This window comes from Chryseobacterium indologenes (assembly GCA_016025055.1).
GTDB lineage: Bacteria > Bacteroidota > Bacteroidia > Flavobacteriales > Weeksellaceae > Chryseobacterium > Chryseobacterium indologenes.
This window is the reverse complement of sequence record CP065590.1, coordinates 2,505,747-2,526,037: the sequence shown is the minus strand read 5'-3', so window position 1 is coordinate 2,526,037 and position 20,291 is coordinate 2,505,747. Positions and strand designations below refer to the sequence as shown.

Sequence of the window (20,291 nt, the reverse complement as noted above, 5' to 3'; positions counted from 1 at the left end):
ATAAAATCCATGAATTACACATTAGAAGAATTAAAGAAGCAATTAATATCGCTTAATTACGAAAAAGAAAATGAAATTGAGATGCTGGATAAAGTAAGTTTAGATAACTATCTTGATAAACAATTAGATGAAATTAATTATTTGATTGCTATAAATATTGATAATATGAGTGATCCCAAAATTAAAAATATTTTTGACCTTGTAAAATCTAAAGAAACTACAATCGTATCAGGTGAACTTTTAGATTTAATTTTTAAAAATAATCTTCTCTATAGAATTAAATACGAATTAAGTAAAATTTAATTTTAACGGAATTATGAAGCACCCTTATTCTAGTATAGATGAAATTAATAAATTTCTTAGCGAACAAAACTTAGAAGAGCATGAAATTTTTAACGCTGATATATCAATAAATACATATTTAAATAGTATAGATATTAAAACGAAGGTCATAATATCTTTTGCAGATACATTTAATTGGGTTGTAGTAACTTTTATTGAAAGTACACTTAATACAGATTTGTATCCAACTGTGTTTAAGGCAAAATTTGATGAAATGGTATATGAAAATGACAAATACCTTCTTATAAAAGGTTGTCACTCAAATAATAGAAAAATTGGAAATTATAAAATAATTATAACTCCAAATCGAAAAAATTAAAAATACTGAAATGAAAAAAAAATAAAAATATAAGCATAACCAATATTGAATTTCAAATTCTTCCTAAAATTTAAAGTTTAAAATATTAATAACCATGAATATAAAAAAACTTTTTATTAAAAACTTTAGAATACTTTCTGATTTTCAAATTGACTTAGAAGATGAAATTTCGTTGGTTATAGGAAAAAATAACTCAGGTAAAACTTCTATTCTTACAGTTCTGGATAAATTTTTAAATCAAAGTGATAAGAATAATTTTTCAATTGAAGACTTTAATTTGTCCTTTAAACAACAATTGCAAATTCTTATTGAAGATACTACAGAGCTTTCTGAAGAAGAGTATCTGAAATGCTACAATGGTATTTCATTAAGAATATTAGTATTGTATAATAATACTGATAGTTTCATCAATATTCAAAAATTAATGTTAGACCTTGATCCCGAAAATAACCATATTGTATTAGGATTTGATTATTATTTAAGTTATAAAAATTATTTAGGAATCAGGAAAGATTTAGCACAATATAGACATCGTGAAAATGTTAAAAAAGCTGAGGCAGAAGCCTGTGAGCCACCTAAAAAATATAATGTAAAAGGATTTTCGGAATTTTTCAAATTACATTATCAAAAATATTTTGAAACTAGGAAAAAATCAATTTTCTATGACAAGACTTCACAAAAAATAATTGAGGATAACTATATATTAATTGAAGACTTGAAAATATCTGATTTCATTAGTTTTAAATACATTTCAGCTAGAAGAGATGTTACTAACAAAGAAACAGATAAGACATTATCATTACAAACTTCAAAGATATACGAAAGAAAAGAAAATGATGAAAATGAAGCTAAGAAAATAGATGATTTTCATGATACTATAATTAATACTGATGAAGAATTATCAAAAATTTACAAAGTTTTTTTTGAAGACATAATTGAAAAAATAAAAAGTCTAGGTGGAATACGTGAAAATGAATCAGTATTAAGCGTACTTTCCACATTACAGTCTAGAGAACTTTTAAAAGGTAATACAACTGTTTACTATAAACATGAACTGTCGGATTTACCAGAACACTATAATGGTTTGGGATACCTAAATCTTATAAGCATGATCTTTGAAATTGAAATAAAAAAATATGAGTTTCAAAGGTCTTTATTAGAAGCTCCCGCAGATATTAATTTATTGTTTATAGAAGAACCTGAAGCACATACTCACCCACAAATGCAATATGTTTTTATAAAAAATATTAGAACAATCGTGGGAGATAAAATATCAAAAACAATTAAAAATGTTGATAATACAGAATTTGAGATTTGCCGTAGTTTACAGACAATAATTTCTACACATTCTTCTCATATTGTTGCAGATAGTGATTTTGATGAAATTAAATATTTAAAAAAGACAGATACTATAACTTCTAAAAATTTAAAGGATTTAAAAAATCTATATGATGAAACGGGAAAGCAATATCAATTTCTTAAACAATATCTTACTATAAGTAGGGCAGAAATTTTTTTTGCTGACAAGGCTATTTTAATAGAGGGAGATACGGAGCGTATACTTCTACCAACAATAATGAAGAAAATAGATATTCAGTTATCTCACTCTGATAAAGAAGAGAAAAAAATCCCATTACTATCTCAAAATATTTCAATTATCGAGGTTGGAGCTTATTCTGAAATATTTGAACTTTGTATAGATTTTATAGGCGTTAAAACACTTATTGTTACTGACTTAGATAGCACTCGTAAAGTTAAAAAACTAAATAAAAATGATAAAGAAATCACAAAAGGTGAAGCCTGTCGTGTCGCAATTGGAGATAATTATGCAAATCCAGCACTTAAATTTTTCTTAAATAACAAAACTCTTGAAGAATTAAAATCTCTCACATTAAAAGATAAATGTTTGATTAAAACAGATGATAAATGGATTCCAAATGAAAATGGAACTGTATGTATTACTTATCAAACTGATTATGATGGATATACCGCAAGAAGCTTTGAAGATTCTTTTTTAGCTATACCACAAAATAAGAATTTAGTTATTAGTAAAATAGATAGCTTTAAAGGAATTAAAAATCCTAGACATTTTAATAATGAAAATAAAGATTCTTATGATTTAGCAAATGAATGTATTAATAAGAAACCCCATTTTGCCTTAGACATCTTATATCATAGTAATGATGATTATTCTAATTGGGAAATTCCTGAATATATAAAAGAAGGTTTGTTATGGTTGAAAGAGAATTAAAAAGTGAAATAGATCAGATTTTTGATCATATAGAAAAAGGGGATAATTTTTTATTAAGTGGTGGAGCTGGAAGTGGAAAAACATATACATTAGTACAGTGTATAATTGGAATAATTGATAAGTTTCCAAATCATAAGATTGCCTGTATTACATATACAAATTCTGCTGTTAAAGAAATTGAAGAGCGTATAGATCATAAAAATTTACAGGTTTTAACCATTCATGATTTCTTATGGGATTGTATAAAAAATTTTCAAAACGAATTAAAACATGCAATAGTTACCCTAGCTAATAATCCCTTGCAGAAAAAAATAAATATAGAGAGCCCTAGTGTAGAAATGTTTTCCGAAGGTATTAGATATATGGAAAATCTAAATTTATCTAAAGGAATAATTTCACATAATGAATTATTAGTAATTGCTGAATATTTATTTGAAAACTATGAAAAATTATGTGATATAATCAAAGACAAATTTAATTTTATATTGATTGATGAATATCAGGATACTAGCGAATTAGTGATAAGGATTTTTCTAGATCATTTCAGAAAGGGTTCAAAAAAGAATATAATAGGTTTTTTTCGGAGATGCAATGCAATCTATTTATGAAGATGGTATCGGAGATTTAAATAAGTATAAAGAAAATGCGGGTGGTTTGGTTCAAGAAGTTAAGAAACTAGAAAACAGAAGAAGTCCACTTAATGTTATTAATTTAGCTAATAAAGTAAGAAGTGATGGTCTAGAGCAATTACCGCAATTGGAAAAAACAAACCCTATTCCCCCGAATATGAATGAAGATGGTACAATTAAGGAAGGAGAAATTAGATTTTTATATTCTGCGGAAAATAATTTGGATAAAGTTAGAAAATATTTAGAATGGGATTTTAATGAGAGGGATAAAGACGGAAATTTAAAGTGTAAAGAGTTAAATCTTACTCATAATCTTATAGCAAAAGAATCTCAATTTGGATCCTTAATGGATATTTATAACAATGACCAAATATTAGAATATAAATATCTTGTTGATGTTTTCTTAAAAAATAATTTACAAATTCAAATTGATGAAAATGATACTTTTGGAGATGCAATAAAAAAATCTGGACAAGTTCCTAATGGTGGTAAAATGTCTGACTTCATTAATGCAAATATTGATCTATTTAACGAAGCTAAATCATATAAGTTTAATTTGTTTAGAAAAATTTACTTAAATAGTGATATTCTTACGGACGATAAAAAACAAAATGAAAAAGACTTAATCAAGAAAGGAACAAAAAGAGATAACTTATTAAAACATTTATTTAAAATCCAAAATTGTATAAGGCTATACAATGAAAAGAGATATAATGAATTTTTGAAAATTACAGATTATAAGATTAATTCAATTGAAGACAAGAAAATATTACAAGATCATATAGAAGCTCTTTCAAAAACTGATGAAAAAACGATTGGTGATGTAATTGAAAAAGCAGATGAATATAAATTGGTTTATGCTGACGATAAACTCTATGAGTTTATACAAAATAAGCGATATGTTTATAATAGAATTTCTAAGGTTAAATATTCTGAATTTATTAATTTATATAATTATTTAGAAGGGTTTACTCCGTTCTCAACCCAACATAAAACAAAAGGAAGAGAATTTGAAAAAGTCCTTGTTATATTAGATAGAGGAGGTTGGAATAATTATAATTTTGAATATGTTTTTGATGATGGTACAGTGTATAAATCTTTAGTTGAAGGAAAATCAAAAACAAAATCAAAATTGTCAAGTTATCCTAAAATAAAAGAAAGAACGGAAAAAATATTTTATGTATGCTGTACTCGTTCTAAAGAAAAACTAGCTGTTTTCTATCATAATCCGCAACCATCTGTTATAAACACTGCAATAGCTTGGTTTGGTGAAGAAAATACCATAAATATTGATGACTTCTAAAGATTAAATCAAAATTTATATATTTGTAATTCAAATTTTATCGGAAAATAAAAGTGTAAAAACTTTTGCTTTTGTTCTGTGAATCGGCAAAATTCTAAAATGTTACAAAATGCAAACAGTTCAGCACACTTGTCATATGGCAAGTGGCTTATCCTGTTTCTATGTAACATAGGCTTTGCCGAGCCTTCAGAACTAGAGCAAGTGAGAACCACTTGCTTTTCTATTTTTCAGAAAAGCTGTTTACCGAGAAGCTAATCATAAATTCAAAAATTAAATTATATGAAAAAGTTTTTATCAGCATTATTGATAATAGTTTCAGCAATGGCATTTGCCCAACAGACAGAAAAAGACAATAAGTGTGATCTTCCTAAAAATTATCAAGAACCTCAACCAGATAAAAAAATCCAATTATGGTTAAAACGTGCTGACGCTACCATTGAAGATTTAAGAAAACATATTGCTGTAGAAAATGATTGTAACGAGAAGGATGTAATCTTTTTAAGAATATCAGAACAAAAGGGAAATGGAATGTATTCAGTTTGTGTTGCAGGAAAGCCAATGAAGTATAAAAGAATGGGGACAGTTTTTATGGGTGCAGGAGAGAATCCTTTTGATACAGTTTCTAAGTAAAATAATAATATAATTATGGCAATTCATAAAGTAAAACAATACAGGTATTATTTTACAAAACCCCACAGTCCAGTTTCGGAGAATGAATATGTGCAATTAAAAAGAACCCTTCCACCAATTCCCGAAAATCCTTCTACAGCAATTTTAAAAAAGTACTGGTGGTGTATTCTACTTATTCCAGCTTTTCCCATATTATTTATATTGGCTCTCACAGGATTGGTGGACGAAATAATTAGTTATAGTGACTATATAAAGGACAAGAATAGATTTGTTCAAAGGTATTTTCATTTAATTCATACTTCTAAAAATTATACAGAGTTTGTTGAGGGTTATAAAAAAATATAAACTAAATCTAAAGAGTGATAATAAACTACTGATAGGTAATTTATCATCACTCTTTTATTATGACGGTTGTTAAGTTGATTGAGCTATTTTATTTTTTGCTTTTTTTAATATTAGGTTCTTCGGGATATGATGATAATAAACTTATAAATTTGGGTAAATACCATTCTCTAGATAAATCTTCATATATTCTTCCTAAATTCGATAATTGATGCCACATAACAAGTATTTTTTCTCTAGCCTCTTTCGCATCGAATATATCCTTTTCCAAAAACATCCTTAATTCATCCAAATTATTTTTCATTATAGGTAAGATTTCCCATTCATTATGATTCCAAATATCTAATTTATCAATCTGATCTATAAAAAATAGAGCTTGTTGGTAAAGTTCAATATCTGAAATTTCTTTATTTTTTTCTAATTCATCTCTCATTGTTATTACTGGAAAATCTTTAATTTTTAATAAATGAGAAATCTCATTTTTTTGGTAAGAAAATTTAGAAAATGCTGAAAGGAGTTTTGCTCGTTTACCATAAAACTTAAATGCATTATTGCTAACAAGTTTATCCTTCAAATTATTTAATATGGGTATTTTTATTGTGTAATATTCTTGTTCACCATAATTGGGATTTCGAGGAAGAATAATTTTATCAATATAATCATTAAGGCATACAAAGTAAGTATCCTGATTAAAAATATCAACTAAAAATAGTAATACAGATACGCTCCCTCCTAAAGTTTGAATTGTATAGATAGAATTGGTATCCATACTATATTTTATGACATCAAGCTCAATATATTCTGATTTATCTTCATTCCATTTTCCTTTTGCCACGTTACCAACAGGAAAAATTTTTTCTCGTTTAATTTCTGCTCTTTTTATTGATTTTACCTGTACAAAAATAAATTCACCAAGTGTCTCATATGCATTTTCTTCTATTTTATCAAAAAGCTCAATTACTAAATCAATTCCATAATCAGGTCTGTTAAATTCTCTAATAACATTCTCCTTTGGAATAAGAGCTTTAATAATTTGATAGGATTCGTCTTCCATTATATGCTGTAGCACTCGTTGCTTTTTTCTTGCCATTTATTTATAAGATTAATTATAGAAATATAAAGTCAATTTATTACGTTAAGCTTAAAAGTAAATTATTAAATTCAGTATAAACGAAATAATCTAACCCATTTTTAGAAATATTTTTTATTTTTTTTTCAATCTTTATTTGTAATTGGTTTAAAAATAAAATTTCTTCAACAAAATTTCCAAAGGAATTTGCTGAATGTCTGTATTGAATGAGTTTAATAATTTCCCATTTTGTCAAATTACTGGCATTAATAAAGAAACTATAAAACTTTTGAACATTAAAATGGTTAAGGATAGAAGATGATGACCAAGCACTATCTTTATTAGTAAGTTTATTGTCGAAAAGTTCAAAATTAGTATGATATAGATTTTCAAGAATCTCAGTTTCAAGAAGAATATTTTTTAATCTCAATTTTTCATTTATTTCAAGGCAAGCATTTTTAATTGATTCAAAGTTCTTAAAGAATTCTGAATTTTTGTCTACTTTGAGATACATGTCAAGATTAACATGAAATATATAATGATCAGTACCTTTCTGCATACCTCTTATAATTCTCTTTTCTAAGTTTTCTAAAGATTTAAATTTTAGGGGATTATTGAATCTCACTAAATAATAAAAGATAGTTGAATAATCGCCAAGTTTATACATTCCCTGATCTGTATAGGTTAGTAATTGCTTCGTCAACAGTCTGTATTCTTTATCGCTTAAATCAAAAATATTAGAGGGGCTTAACTTATTGAAAATTAAATAATGTTCGGGGATTTTTTCATCTTCAATATTATATATTGTTTTTAAATCCTCCAAGAAATCATCTCCTTCAAAAATTTTCTCTCCAATAATAAAATTGTAAATAGATTCAAAAAAATGATATTCTGTGTCTTTATAATATTTTTCAAGAAAAATTTCTGTATATGTTTGTTTATCTTCTTGCGCTTTGTTATTACTATTTTGTATAGATCTTTTTAGACGTAATTTCCTTATAGCAATTGCAGTTAAACTATTTTTTGAATCACTAACATCTTGTTTATTATCATTGGATAAATCACCATTTCTATTCTCAATCGAAATACTAATGATAAATCTGAGAGCCTTTTTTAATATACTATTTTTATGCTGTCCCAAAAATTTATGTTGACTAGAAAGTAATTCTATTATATAAAAAATTTGTTTGAAATAAAGTAGGATAAAATTGAGGGTTCTGAGATTATTAGAATTTGCTTCAAATACCTCCAAAAAGAATTGTTTTTCTATCTTCAAAAAATCTCTATATAGTTTGTCGCCACTGAATTTTATTTCAATAATGTTATTATAAACACTCTGGATATCAGGATTAAATTGAATTGTATTTCCAATAACTTTTTCTTTCAATTTATTAAACGTTGCTTTTTCTAATTTACTGCTATTAGCAATAATTATAATTTTAGCATTGTTGCCCTCCGTTAGAGAATTTATAAATCCAATTAAAATTTCAATATTGAAGTCTGGATCCATTCTTTCCAAGTCGTCAAAACAAATAACTAAACCATTAAAATTAATAAGGTCTTTTTTATCAATACCTACCTCTGAAACAATGTCATAATATTGATCTATATTTTTAAATTTCAATATTCCTTTAATGAATATTTTAGCAATTGCAGCACTTATCTTGACTTTTTTATTTCCTAAAATAGGATATAACGAGAGAAGTATTTGTGATTGTATTTCGTCAATTGATGAAATGCCAAACAATGATACAACTATAGATTTATATTTTTTTTTATTATCAAAATAAGTGGGAAAAGTCTCAATTTCTTTTTCTAAAATATTTTTGTAATAATACGTTTTACCAACTCCCCAATCTCCCGTTATTAACAATGAATTATTAGTTTCATTTCGCAAATAGAATTTGATAATACCATCTAGATGTGTCATGTAGTTTATATTTAAAATAATTAAATTTCAAAATACAATTTTTCTTCAAAAGAATGTAGTTAGAAAAGATAAATTTTGCTATTTAAAAATACAAGGGTCAAAGGAAAGGCAACAAAATATATCCTACAATTCATTAAAAAAAATAAAGCAATCCTTTATAGTAGAATTTACCTCAATTTAACACCAATAAAATATTTTGAGTGTAGGGATATTCCCCACTGAATGTAAAGGTATACCTTTAGGCGAGGTCTTTTTTCTAGCCCCTCCCCAAACTGTAAACATTTTCTCAAAAGTAAGTTTTGTTTTATTTGGTTTTTGTGGATCTATTTTTATTTTCCACTTACATTTTTACTGGTGAAACACTTCAGGTAGCATGTTTTATTGATATTTTTTTGACAGTTTTTGTTTGTGGCTTAAAAATATTTTAACAACTTTTATTTTTAAGTAAAATCTCTGTCAGTTGGCATGAATATTGACTTTATTAATATATCAAAGAACTGTTTTTGATTCTTTTTCTACATAGATTTTCACAATTATATATAAAAAAGCCTTGAAGTGCTGAGAACACAACAAGGCAACATCAATAAATTTTAACATTCCTAAAACTTATCAACATGACGAATTTACTAAATTGTCTTGATTCTTGCAGTATCTATGTAGGAACGTATGCAAAGTACAACAATGGAAGCCTTTACGGAAAATGGCTTGATTTAGCCAATTATTCAGATTATGACGAATTATTAGAAGCTATGAAAGAACTACACAAAGATGAAAACGATCCCGAATTTATGTTTCAGGATTATGAGAACTGTTCTTTCTTTGAAAAGTTAGGATTAATCGGAGAAAATTATTTTTCTGATGAAATATATGAAATAGCAGAGCAAATAAACAATTCTAGCTATGATTTTGAAGTTTTTAAGGCTTATGTCGATTGTGTTGGAAAGACGGATTTTTCAGGTATTTATGAAAGTTTAATAAATTATTATATAGGTGAACATTCAGACTATGAAACATTTGCACAATACATATTAGAAGAAAGTATTTCTGTAAGTTTACCAAACTATATTTACATTGATTGGGAAGCTACAGCAAGAAATATAATGTGTGATTATTTTGAAAGTAACGGACATTATTTCCGAAGTTAATAAAGATTATTCAGCTTACTTGTGTTTACTTTTAAACTTGACCTATACCTTGACCCATTACAAAACAAAAGCACCTACAAATCTGTAAGTGCTTGATTTAAAAAGTGGTCCCACCTGGGCTCGAACCAGGGACCACCTGATTATGAGTCAGGTGCTCTAACCAACTGAGCTATAGGACCTCAAAACTTGGTTAAATTTTGTGTTTGCAAAAATAGTAAAATTTCTTTCACTACAAAATTTTTTATTGCTTTTCTTGGCAAAGTTCTACCAGCACGCCGTTTGTGGATTTCGGGTGAAGGAAGACAACTAATTTATTATCAGCACCTTCTTTTGGTTCTTCGGAAATAAACTGAAATCCTTCTTTTTTAATCTTTCTACTTCTTCCAGTATATTTTCAACCCCGAAGGCCAGATGATGGATGCCTTCCCCTTTCTTTTCTATAAATTTTGAGATCGGGCTTTCCGGATTACTGGCTTCCAACAGCTCAATTTTGCTTTCTCCTGTTTCATAGAAAGAAGTCACCACCCCTTCCCTTTCTACTGTTTCTTTCTTATAGGATTCTTTTCCCAACAATTTAGTAAAAAGATCGTCCGAGATTCCCAAAGACTTTACAGCAATACCAATATGTTCTAGTTTCATATAGACTAATAAATATAATTAAATCGTAAATTTGATACCGGAGCAGAATTTCAAAGTATCAATTCAAACAAAAGTACTAAATTTGCAGAAATTATGGAAAGTAACAGACAAAGAAAAGTAGCACAGATCATTCAGGAAGATTTTGCAGAACTTTTTCGCAAACAGGCTTCAGAAAGTAAGCAAAGTATATTGGTATCCGTTTCAGATGTGAAAGTAACCGCAGACTTAGGAATTGCTAAAATTTATTTAAGCATTTTCCCACAGGAATTCCGTACTGCAGTGATGAAGGAAATTGAAGAAAATAAACCTCAATACAGAAATTTCATCGGCCAGAAAATGGCAAAACAGGTACGTATTATTCCACAGCTTAACTTCTACCTGGACACCGCTCTTGATGACGTTGAAAAATTGGAAAGAGAATTAAGAGGCGAAGGCGACAATCCTGTTTTATAGATCTTGAAGAATATTGCATTTTACATAGCATCCAGATACCTTTTGGCTAAAAAAGGAGTACCGCCGTTACGTTTATCACGTGGCTGTCTGTTGGTGCCATGACGGTTGCTGTGACTGCAATGTTCGTCATTATTTCCGTTTTTTCCGGGCTGGAGGATTTAAATAAAGATCTTATCTCTAATCTTCATGCCGACCTTACCCTAAAAAGTACTTCGGGAAAAACGATTAAAAACCTCGATAAAGTCAATGCCGCTTTATCTGCTCATAAAGAAATTACAAGCTTTTCCCGTGTTATTGAGGAAAAAGTATATATCAGTTCCAATGGGAAAGGCGACATTGCTTATTTAAGAGGTGTCGATTCCGCATATATTAAGGTTAATCCTATTAATAAGGATGTATTTTATGGAACTTACCCGAGCTTCAAATACTCGAATGAAGTATTAATGGAGAATAGCCTTGACAACAGGCTATCCATTCCCGTTGATTCATCCAATAATTATGCAACGATCTTTATGCCGAAGCCGGGAACCGGTATGATCAGTAAAGAAGAAGATATTTATAACAAGCGAGATATTTCGGTCACAGGAGTTTTCCCCGGAAAAGACCAGCTGGACAGTTATATTATCTCTCCTATTGAGCTTACCGAAGAGCTATTAAATCTTCCTAAAAAATCAGCGTATCAGATTGTCATTAAATTAAAAAATTCCGAAAATGCAGATGCTGTAAAGCAAAGCCTGTTATCTTCTCTCGGAAAAACAGTTGAAATAAAAACCAAAGAAGAGGAAAACGCGGCTTTCTGGAAAATGATCAATACCGAAAAACTGTTTATCTATCTTATTTTTGCCCTGGTGATTTTCATTACCACCTTTAATCTTGCCGGAGCGATTATTATTTTACAGCTTGATAAAAAAGAACAGGCAAAATCACTTATTTCCCTAGGCTTTCCTTTGAGCCATTTACGAATGACCTATTTCTATACCGGAATTCTCATTGTTATTTCAGGAGTGATTACCGGTTTAATATTCGGGACAGCATTATGTTACTTCCAGTTGTATACGGAATTCTTCAGAGCGAATGAAGTTCTTCCTTTCCCGGTTAAAATTGTTGGTAAAAATTACTTTATCGTAGCTCTTACGGCATCCGTATTTGGAATTGCCATTTCATGGTTCTTTTCAAAGATCAGCAAAGAGTATATTACTAAAAGTTAACACATAACAGATATACATTTCGTAAAATTAATCCTTTACGGTTTCATTTTTTTGTACATTTACGCCCCAATTTAAAAAAAATGAAACGAATTTTATCTTTTTTTCTGTCAAGCGCAACATTTGTTTCCGCTTTGGCCCAGGCTCCCGCTAACTATTATGACGGCACAGCAGGATTAACCGGATATACTTTAAAAACAAAACTTCATCAAATCATTAAAGCTTCGTCAGATTTGGGATATAGTGCATTATGGACGACTTATGCAACATCAGATGTTGACAAATATTACGAGAATAATGGGACCTTGCTTGATATGTATTCCGAAAAACCAGCCGGGCCTGATGCTTACGAATTTGTAATAGGACCGTCTTCTTCTGGTGGAAATCAGTGTGGAAGTCAAAATCAAAATAACGAAGGGTTCTGCTACAACAGAGAACATTCTCTTCCCAAAACTTACTTCGGAGGACAAAATGCAATCCCGATGGCAAATGATGCACATTTTGTAATTCCTACAGATTATTATGTAAACAGTAAAAGAGGAAGCTATCCTTATGGTGAAACAGCTTCACCTACAATGACTTTTACTAACGGAAGTAAAATCGGAACTTGTAATTATCCAGGATACAGCGGGGTTATTTTTGAACCTATTGATGCATTTAAAGGAGATATCGCAAGAATGCAGTTATATTTTGTAACAAGATATCAGGATAAGCTTGCCTCTTTCAGCCAGTTTCAAAATGCATCAAGCCCTCTAGATGGAACTGTAGACAGAGGCTTACAGCAATGGTACCTTAGCCTTATGCTAAAGTGGTCTTCTCAGGATCCGGTTTCACAGAGAGAGATAGACAGAAACAATGCAATCTACGCAAGGCAGGGGAACAGAAATCCGTTTATTGATCACCCTGAGTGGATCAACATGATTTGGGGGTCTGTTCTTTCTATTGATGAAAGTAATACCGTAAAAAATATTGAGCTCTCCATCTACCCTAACCCCGTAAAAAACAATGAACTGTTTGTAAAAGGCGAAAATCTAAACAAAATTTCAAAAGCTGAGATCTATGACCTTTCAGGGAAACTGATTGAAACTTTTGCCCAGCCTTTCAAAAATTCAAATAAAATCCATTTTAAAGGTTTCGTAAAAGGAACATACATCTTAAAAACAGATAATTTCTCTACAAAATTTATCGTGGAATAATTAATAAAAATATTTCAAACTAAAGGCCGGATTTGTCCGGTCTTTTTTTTATTTTTGATCATATGGATTCTAACAAAAAATTAGGACTGATAGGCAGGAATATTTCCTATTCTTTTTCTAAAAAATTCTTCGAAAACAAGTTTCAAAAGCTTATGCTTAAGGACTTTTCCTATGATATTTTTGACCTGAGCGAAATTAATGAAGTAGAAGATCTTTTTTCTTCGCCGGGACTTTTAGGTTTTAATGTGACCATTCCCTACAAGGAAAAAATCATTGATTACCTTGATGAACTCAGTGACGAAGCCGAAACAATTGGAGCCGTAAACTGTGTTTTAATTAAAAATGGTAAAAAAACGGGATACAATACTGATGCATTCGGTTTTGAAAAAACTCTTCTTCTCCATAAAAAAGAACTTCAGGATAAAGCATTGATCCTCGGAAACGGAGGTGCTGCCAAAGCGGTAAAATACATTCTTGACAAGCATAATATCCCCTCCAAAACAATTTCAAGAAGTACAGAAATTAATTTTGAAAATCTTGATAAAACGACAGTTGAGAATCACAAAATCATCATCCAATGCACTCCCGTCGGAACTTTCCCTAATGTGGAAGACTGCCTGAGTTTTCCTTTCGAAGGACTCTCCGCCGATCATTTGGTGATCGACCTGATCTACAACCCCAACTACACCCAGTTCATCATCAAAGCCTCAGAGAAAGGAGCAAAAACCGTAAACGGTTATTATATGCTTGAACAACAAGCAGAAAAAGCTTGGGAAATTTGGAATTTTTAAAAAAAATAACATAAATTAGTGCTTTAATTGGCTTTACAGCTATATTTGAAGGATATTAACGCCACTCACATAAAAGATTTGCTATGATTACAGAAAACAATCTTTCTGAAAACGAAGAAAAGAATCCTAACGAAGTACCACAAGAATCATCAGAAAACATTACGTCTCCTGATGCCAATCACCATGATGATGAAAATGAACATGCAGAAGAACATGATGATGTTGAAATTTCTTTAGCAGATGCTTTAAAGGAAATGGAAAAAATCATTAACACTCCCAACGCAGGCGAGAATTTCAGAAGATTCAGCCTTTTGAAAGAGAAAGCAAGTCATTACATCCATGATGAAGTGGAAGATAAGAAACACGAATACGTGGACGCAGGGAATGCTCCGGAAAATTTCAGTTACGAACACCCTTCCCAGGCTAAATATTCAGCATTAGTGAATATTTTCAGGGAAAAGCATGATGATTTCCAGAAAGGCCAGGAAGAAGAGCAGAAGAAAAATCTTGAACATCGCCAGAATATCATTGAAAGACTAAAAAATCTATACACCAGCTCTGAGCCGGGAATCAATCTTTTCAAATCGATTCGTGAGATCAAAGAAGAATGGTCAAAAGCAGGACAGGTAGCCAAATCTGAATTTAAAATTCTTAATAATAACTATTTCCACCATTTGAATCAGTTTTATCAAATGCTGGATCTTAACAAAGAATTTTTAGAGCAGGAATACAGCCACAACTTAGAAAAAAGACAGCACATTATCGCTCGTGCCCAGGAACTGGAAAACGAACCGGTGATTCAGAAGGCGCTCAATGAGCTGCAATATCTTCACAAACTTTGGAAAGAAGAGGCAGAGCCTGTTGCAGAAGAATTCCGTGAAAAAACATGGGAAGAGTTTAAAGAAATTTCCAATAAAATTCACGAAAGAAAATCTGAACTTTCTGCCGTGATTGAACAGGAACAAAGTGCCAATCTGGAAAAGAAAAACCAGATCATTGCGGAGATCAAAAAGCTTTCAGAACCTTCTGAAACCCCAAACCACAACTATTGGCAAAATGCTATCAAAAGAGTGGAAGACCTTCGTTCTGATTTCTTAAAAACCGGAAGTGTACCGAGAAAACTTTCCAACCAAAACTGGAATGATTTTAAAACAACACTCCGAGGCTTCAATACCACGAAGAACAACTATTACAAATCGTTAAAAGGTTCTCAGCAGGCTAACCTGGAAGAAAAATTAAAACTTATCCAGACTGCTCAGGACAATATGAACAATGAAGAATGGGATATCGCGGTTCCGCTATTCAAAAAACTTCAGGAAGACTGGAAAAAAATAGGCCACGTTCCAAAGAGCATGACCAATAAGATCTGGGACGAATTCCGTGATGCTTGTAATGCGTTCTTCAACAATTACAGAGAGAAAAGCAATACTTCTACAGATAACTGGAAGGAGAATTACAAAAACAAAAAGGCACTTCTTGATGAATTGAAAATGGTAACCAACGAAGAAGGAAGTATCGAAAAAATCGAACAGATTAAAACTTCGTGGAACAATATAGGAAAAGTTCCGAGAGATAAGATCGCAATCAACTCTGAATTTAATAAGACGTTAAGAGAAAAATTAAAGATCAATAAAATCAACGAACTCGAACTTAAAGAAGAAGGTCTATCTGAAAATCAGCTTACCGATAAGGCAAGAAAGATTAAAAACCAGATTTCAGATCTTGAAGGTGAAATCGTTAAACTGGAAAATAACCTTTCCTTCTTTAACAAGCCATCAAGAGAAAATCCTTTATTGAAAGACACTTACAATACGATTGATGAGAAAAAAGCTCATTTGGAAACATTAAAGCAAAATCTTCATAATATTATTACAGGAGATTAATTCTTAACAAAATAAATAAAGGCGGAGCAAAGCAATTTGTCTTCGCTTTTTCTTTTTACAAACATGAACAACGACGAATTATATATTAAAAGATGTATTGAGCTGGCTCAAAAAGCCCTGGGAAGAACGTACCCCAACCCTCTTGTGGGAAGTGTAATTGTTCACGATGGAAAAATCATCGGTGAAGGTTATCACCATAAAGCCGGAGAAAATCATGCTGAGATCAACGCTATCAATTCTGTAAAAAATAAAGAACTCATCCCTGAATCTACGATTTACGTTTCATTGGAACCTTGTGCCCATTATGGCAAAACACCTCCTTGTGCTTTAAAAATAAAAGAATTAGGTTTTAAAAAAGTTGTTATTGGTGCCATGGATTCTCATGATAAGGTTAACGGAAAAGGAAAAAAGATTATTCAGGAAGCCGGTATAGAAGTCATTTCAGGAATTCTGGAAAACGAATGCATTGAACTCAACAAGAGATTTTTTACCTTCCACGAAAAGAAAAGACCTTATATCATTTTGAAATGGGCAGAATCCGGTGACGGATTTTTAGATCGAGATTTCAAGCCTGCTGCCATTTCGAATTCTTTAGTGAATCAATTTGTACATCAGGTAAGAGCTGATGAACATGCCATTTTGGTAGGCACTCAAACCGCATTGAATGACAACCCGGGTTTAACGGTCAGAAATGTAGAAGGTATAAATCCTGTCAGGATTTTAATTGATTTTGATTTAAAAGTTCCGGAACATTTTTCACTCTATAACAAAGAAGCCAGAACATTAATTTTTAATTCTGTAAAGGAAGAGACTCAAGAATATATTCAGTTCATTACAATTGATAAGGAAAACTTTTTACCGGATCTGATGAATGCCTTATACAAAGAACAAATACAATCTGTGATCATCGAAGGCGGGCGCTTTACTCTTCAACAATTTATTGATGCTGATCTTTGGGACGAAGCCATCGTCATTAAAAATGAAGGATTAATATTAGAAAACGGAACTAAAGCTCCGGAATTTAATTATATTCCCTATAAAAAGCAAGAGTACAGAGACAACATAATCACCTACTACCGGAGACAATACATAATATAGATATCTTCTTATCAACATAATTAATCATAAAGACAAAGCTACCTTTATTTTCAAATCATTATTTCAACTTTTATTTTATTACAAAAAAAAAAGCTAAATCATCATATTATATAGGATATTTTTAAAACCAGTGAATATTTTATAAAATTATCCATGCTCTATCACCTGGCAATGAAATATTTTACATATATTAGCTAGACATAAATTAAAACCCATGAAAAACAAAAAGAGAATCACAAGACAAAACTTGAGAAGGATCATTGGTGGGGGATTAGTTACTCCAGCTACGTGCTGTACTTTCTATCCACCAAGTTTACAGGCACAATGTTGCCCAAAACCTTATGATATGAGTTGTCCACCACCTTGGTTAGAGGGAGATTTTAAATCAATTTGCGTTTAATAACAGAGCACTTCGGTGCTCTTTTTTATTTAATGTAGTTCAATACTAAATTCTAAAGTTTAAATTTGCAGGATCAACAGCAGTAGGAAATGTTTGAATACAAAACCATAGAAAAACCCATAGAAAATACTCTTTTAAAAGAAAAAGGCAGCAAGTTCATCGGATTTGCTTACCCCGTAAACAATGAAAGTGAATTGAAAAATGCGCTGGAAAAGGTGCGGGAAGAACATCCTAAAGCAACCCATCACTGTTATGCATTCCGAATAGGGCTAAATGGGGAAAACTATAGAGCCAATGACGATGGCGAGCCTTCCGGAAGTGCAGGTCTACCAATATACAATCAATTATTGGCTAACGAGATCACCAATGTTTTAGTTATTTCCGTACGTTATTACGGAGGAACCAAATTAGGGGTCTCCGGCCTGGTAAAAGCATATAAAGAGTCTGCCAAAATCACTCTTGAAGAAGCCCATATCATTACACGGGAACTGGAAACTGAAATCGAAATACAGTTTAACTTCAATCAACAAAATACAATATTCACTTTATTATCTAAATTTGATGCGAAGGTCCTCAAGTTTGACGCCAATGAAAATTGTACTCTCACTGCCTCCCTAAAACTGGTACAAAAAGAAAACATCTCGGAAAAACTCTCCGAGATGCAATATGTTTCATTTGAATTTAAAGATTAATCCCTTCTTCCTCCGAGGAGCAATGAGCCCCAATAAAGAAGTTGAGCCAAAGACCCTAAAGCTGCTACCACATACGTTCTGGCAGCCCATTTCAAACTATCCTGTACGCCTACAAATTCTTCAGCAGTTACAGTTCCGGTATCCTTAAGCCATTTCATAGCCCTATTGCTTGCATCATACTCCACAGGTAATGTTACAAATGCAAAAAGAGTGGTTACCGCAAACATGGCAACGCCAATGGCCAAAACCGTTGTATTTCCATTTGGATTTTCAATACTTCTGGACGCTGCCATTACCGCAATACCTGCAATAAGAACAAACTGCATCAGATTAGAGCTAATATTAACAATAGGAACGAGTTTAGAGCGAAGGTTCAGCATAGAATATCCTACAGCATGTTGCACTGCATGTCCGCATTCGTGCGCTGCCACAGCTGCAGCAGCTGCATTTCTCTGCATATAAACTCCTTCCGAAAGGTTTACTGTTTTATCTGCCGGATTATAGTGGTCCGTCAACTGTCCGAGAACTGATATTACCTGAACATCATTGATCCCGTTATCTCTCAACATTTTTTCCGCTACTTCTTTGCCCGAAAGTCCATTTCGGAGATGTACGTTGGAATAGTATTCAAATTTCGATTTCAATCTCGATGAAACCCACCAGCTCACCAGCATTGAAATTCCAATAATGATATAATAACCCGCCATTTTATATAGATTTTGTGTTCATTTTTACCCATAATGAAATAAAAACTGTGCCAAAGTATACCATATTATTATTTATATTTGTCCTCAAATTTACCTTTAAGAACATGTCTACAGTTTCAATTATTGAAGTAAAAACGGCCGGTCAGCTGAAGCAATTCGTAAGATTCCCTATGGATCTGTACAAAAATAATCCATACTTTGTTCCATCTTTTATCAATGATGAAATAAATATATGGAATGCTGATGAAAATCCCGCCCTTCAATATTCTGAAGCGAAACAGTATTTGGCGTATAAAAATGATAAGATTGTAGGGCGTATTGCTGTTATTATCAACCATAAAGAAGAAAAAGAATTAGGGATCCGGAAAGTACGTTTCGGATGGATTGATTTTATAGATGATGATGAAGTTTCAAAAGCATTAATCCAGAAAGCCATTGATTATGCTAAAGAAAAAAGCATCCGGACTATTGAAGGGCCTATGGGCTTTACTAATCTTGATAAAGCAGGTATGCTCATTAAAGGCTTTGACCAGCTGGCTACAATGATTGGGATCTATAATCACGAATACTACCCAAAACACCTGGAAAAACTCGGACTGGTGAAAGAAAAGGAATGGGTAGAATTTGAAATTATTTTCCCGGAGACCTTACCTGAAAAAATCCACAAATTTAATCAGTTAATTTCTGAAAAATATAAGCTCAAGGTTTTACGATTTAAAAACAAAGAGGAGATCATTCAATATGTAGATCCGATGTTTGATTTATTGGATGAAACTTATAAACATCTATCCACTTACACTCCTATTTCTGATGAGCAGAGAAAAACGTACAAGGAAAAATACTTCAAACTCATCGATAAAGATTTTATCGTGTGTATTGCGGATGAAAACAATAATCTGATCTCATTCGCCATCACAATGCCTTCCTATTCAAAAGCTTTACAAAAATCCGGCGGAAAATTACTCCCGTTTGGCTGGTGGCATTTTTTACAGGCAGGGAAGAAAAACGACAGGGCAAACTTTTATCTGATCGGTATTCATCCCGATTACCAAAGAAGAGGGGTTACCTCTATTATTTTCAAAGAAATCTGGGATATTTTCAGAAAAAAGGCGTAAAGTTCCTTGAAACCAACCCGGAACTGGAAGAAAACAAAAGCATCCAGCTTTTATGGCAAGATTATAACCCTGTGAATCACAAGAGAAGAAGGACCTACTCCATGGAAATCAATCAAAATGATGAATAAATAGCATCATGTTTTCTCTCTAAA

15 protein-coding genes, 1 tRNA gene and 4 pseudogenes are annotated in these 20,291 nt (G+C 31.3%); 15 read left to right on the top strand and 5 right to left on the bottom strand.

What is annotated here, in order from left to right; genetic code table 11:
• Positions 1-9: 9 nt before the first annotated feature.
• The 6 genes and pseudogenes from H3Z85_11535 (at position 10) to H3Z85_11510 (ending at position 5,819) form a co-directional block, all read left to right on the top strand.
• The gene (locus tag H3Z85_11535; protein ID QPQ50186.1) at positions 10-303 is read left to right on the top strand and encodes a hypothetical protein; all 294 of its coding nucleotides are present in this window, start codon (positions 10-12) and stop codon (positions 301-303) included.
• Positions 304-316: 13 nt separating this feature from the next.
• On the top strand, positions 317-661 hold the full coding sequence (locus H3Z85_11530) for a hypothetical protein (protein QPQ50185.1): 345 nt from the start codon (positions 317-319) through the stop codon (positions 659-661).
• A 94-nt stretch (positions 662-755) separates the two neighbouring features.
• On the top strand, positions 756-2,912 hold the full coding sequence (locus H3Z85_11525) for an AAA family ATPase (protein ID QPQ50184.1): 2,157 nt from the start codon (positions 756-758) through the stop codon (positions 2,910-2,912).
• Positions 2,894-4,844: pseudogene (locus tag H3Z85_11520) on the top strand (ATP-dependent helicase). The gene H3Z85_11525 and the pseudogene H3Z85_11520 overlap by 19 nt, the downstream one beginning before the upstream one ends.
• A gap of 279 nt (positions 4,845-5,123) precedes the next feature.
• Positions 5,124-5,474 carry a hypothetical protein gene (locus H3Z85_11515; protein QPQ50183.1) on the top strand — a complete coding sequence of 117 codons (351 nt, stop codon included), beginning with the start codon at positions 5,124-5,126 and terminating at the stop codon, positions 5,472-5,474.
• 15 nt (positions 5,475-5,489) lie between these two features.
• Complete coding sequence (locus H3Z85_11510; GenBank protein QPQ50182.1) at positions 5,490-5,819, top strand: hypothetical protein; 330 nt, start codon at positions 5,490-5,492, stop codon at positions 5,817-5,819.
• An 88-nt stretch (positions 5,820-5,907) separates the two neighbouring features.
• On the opposite strand, the gene H3Z85_11505 is transcribed toward H3Z85_11510, so the two are convergent.
• Positions 5,908-6,906, bottom strand: a complete 999-nt coding sequence (locus H3Z85_11505; GenBank protein ID QPQ50181.1) for a DUF4365 domain-containing protein — start codon at positions 6,904-6,906, stop codon at positions 5,908-5,910.
• Between the two features lie 40 nt (positions 6,907-6,946).
• Complete coding sequence (locus tag H3Z85_11500; protein ID QPQ50180.1) at positions 6,947-8,815, bottom strand: hypothetical protein; 1,869 nt, start codon at positions 8,813-8,815, stop codon at positions 6,947-6,949.
• 614 nt (positions 8,816-9,429) lie between these two features.
• On the opposite strand from H3Z85_11500, the gene H3Z85_11495 reads away from it, so the two are divergent.
• Positions 9,430-9,960, top strand: coding sequence for an antirestriction protein ArdA (locus tag H3Z85_11495; protein ID QPQ50179.1), 531 nt, complete (start codon positions 9,430-9,432; stop codon positions 9,958-9,960).
• A gap of 105 nt (positions 9,961-10,065) precedes the next feature.
• Here the strand turns inward: H3Z85_11495 and H3Z85_11490 are convergent.
• Both H3Z85_11490 and mce read right to left on the bottom strand, forming a co-directional pair.
• Positions 10,066-10,139, bottom strand: a tRNA-Ile gene (locus H3Z85_11490).
• Between the two features lie 62 nt (positions 10,140-10,201).
• A pseudogene (gene mce, locus H3Z85_11485) lies at positions 10,202-10,599 on the bottom strand (methylmalonyl-CoA epimerase).
• Positions 10,600-10,692: 93 nt separating this feature from the next.
• On the opposite strand from mce, the gene rbfA reads away from it, so the two are divergent.
• From rbfA to H3Z85_11450, 7 genes and pseudogenes are all read left to right on the top strand, one after another.
• Complete coding sequence (gene rbfA / locus H3Z85_11480; GenBank protein ID QPQ50178.1) at positions 10,693-11,052, top strand: 30S ribosome-binding factor RbfA; 360 nt, start codon at positions 10,693-10,695, stop codon at positions 11,050-11,052.
• A gap of 3 nt (positions 11,053-11,055) precedes the next feature.
• A pseudogene (locus H3Z85_11475) lies at positions 11,056-12,260 on the top strand (ABC transporter permease).
• Positions 12,261-12,340: 80 nt separating this feature from the next.
• Positions 12,341-13,453: an endonuclease gene (locus H3Z85_11470; protein QPQ50177.1), complete on the top strand. Its 1,113-nt coding sequence runs from the start codon at positions 12,341-12,343 to the stop codon at positions 13,451-13,453.
• Positions 13,454-13,515: 62 nt separating this feature from the next.
• Positions 13,516-14,244, top strand: coding sequence for a shikimate dehydrogenase (locus H3Z85_11465; GenBank protein QPQ50176.1), 729 nt, complete (start codon positions 13,516-13,518; stop codon positions 14,242-14,244).
• An 83-nt stretch (positions 14,245-14,327) separates the two neighbouring features.
• Positions 14,328-16,127: a DUF349 domain-containing protein gene (locus H3Z85_11460; GenBank protein ID QPQ50175.1), complete on the top strand. Its 1,800-nt coding sequence runs from the start codon at positions 14,328-14,330 to the stop codon at positions 16,125-16,127.
• Between the two features lie 63 nt (positions 16,128-16,190).
• Positions 16,191-17,225 carry a bifunctional diaminohydroxyphosphoribosylaminopyrimidine deaminase/5-amino-6-(5-phosphoribosylamino)uracil reductase RibD gene (gene ribD / locus H3Z85_11455; protein ID QPQ50174.1) on the top strand — a complete coding sequence of 345 codons (1,035 nt, stop codon included), beginning with the start codon at positions 16,191-16,193 and terminating at the stop codon, positions 17,223-17,225.
• Positions 17,226-17,714: 489 nt separating this feature from the next.
• Positions 17,715-18,317, top strand: coding sequence for a YigZ family protein (locus tag H3Z85_11450; protein QPQ50173.1), 603 nt, complete (start codon positions 17,715-17,717; stop codon positions 18,315-18,317).
• Here H3Z85_11450 and H3Z85_11445 read toward each other — a convergent pair.
• Entirely contained in the window at positions 18,314-19,024 is a 711-nt protein-coding gene (locus H3Z85_11445) for a zinc metallopeptidase (protein ID QPQ50172.1), read from the bottom strand. The genes H3Z85_11450 and H3Z85_11445 overlap by 4 nt on opposite strands.
• 104 nt (positions 19,025-19,128) lie before the next feature.
• Here H3Z85_11445 and H3Z85_11440 point away from each other — a divergent pair.
• A pseudogene (locus H3Z85_11440) lies at positions 19,129-20,267 on the top strand (GNAT family N-acetyltransferase).
• Positions 20,268-20,291 lie beyond the last annotated feature (24 nt).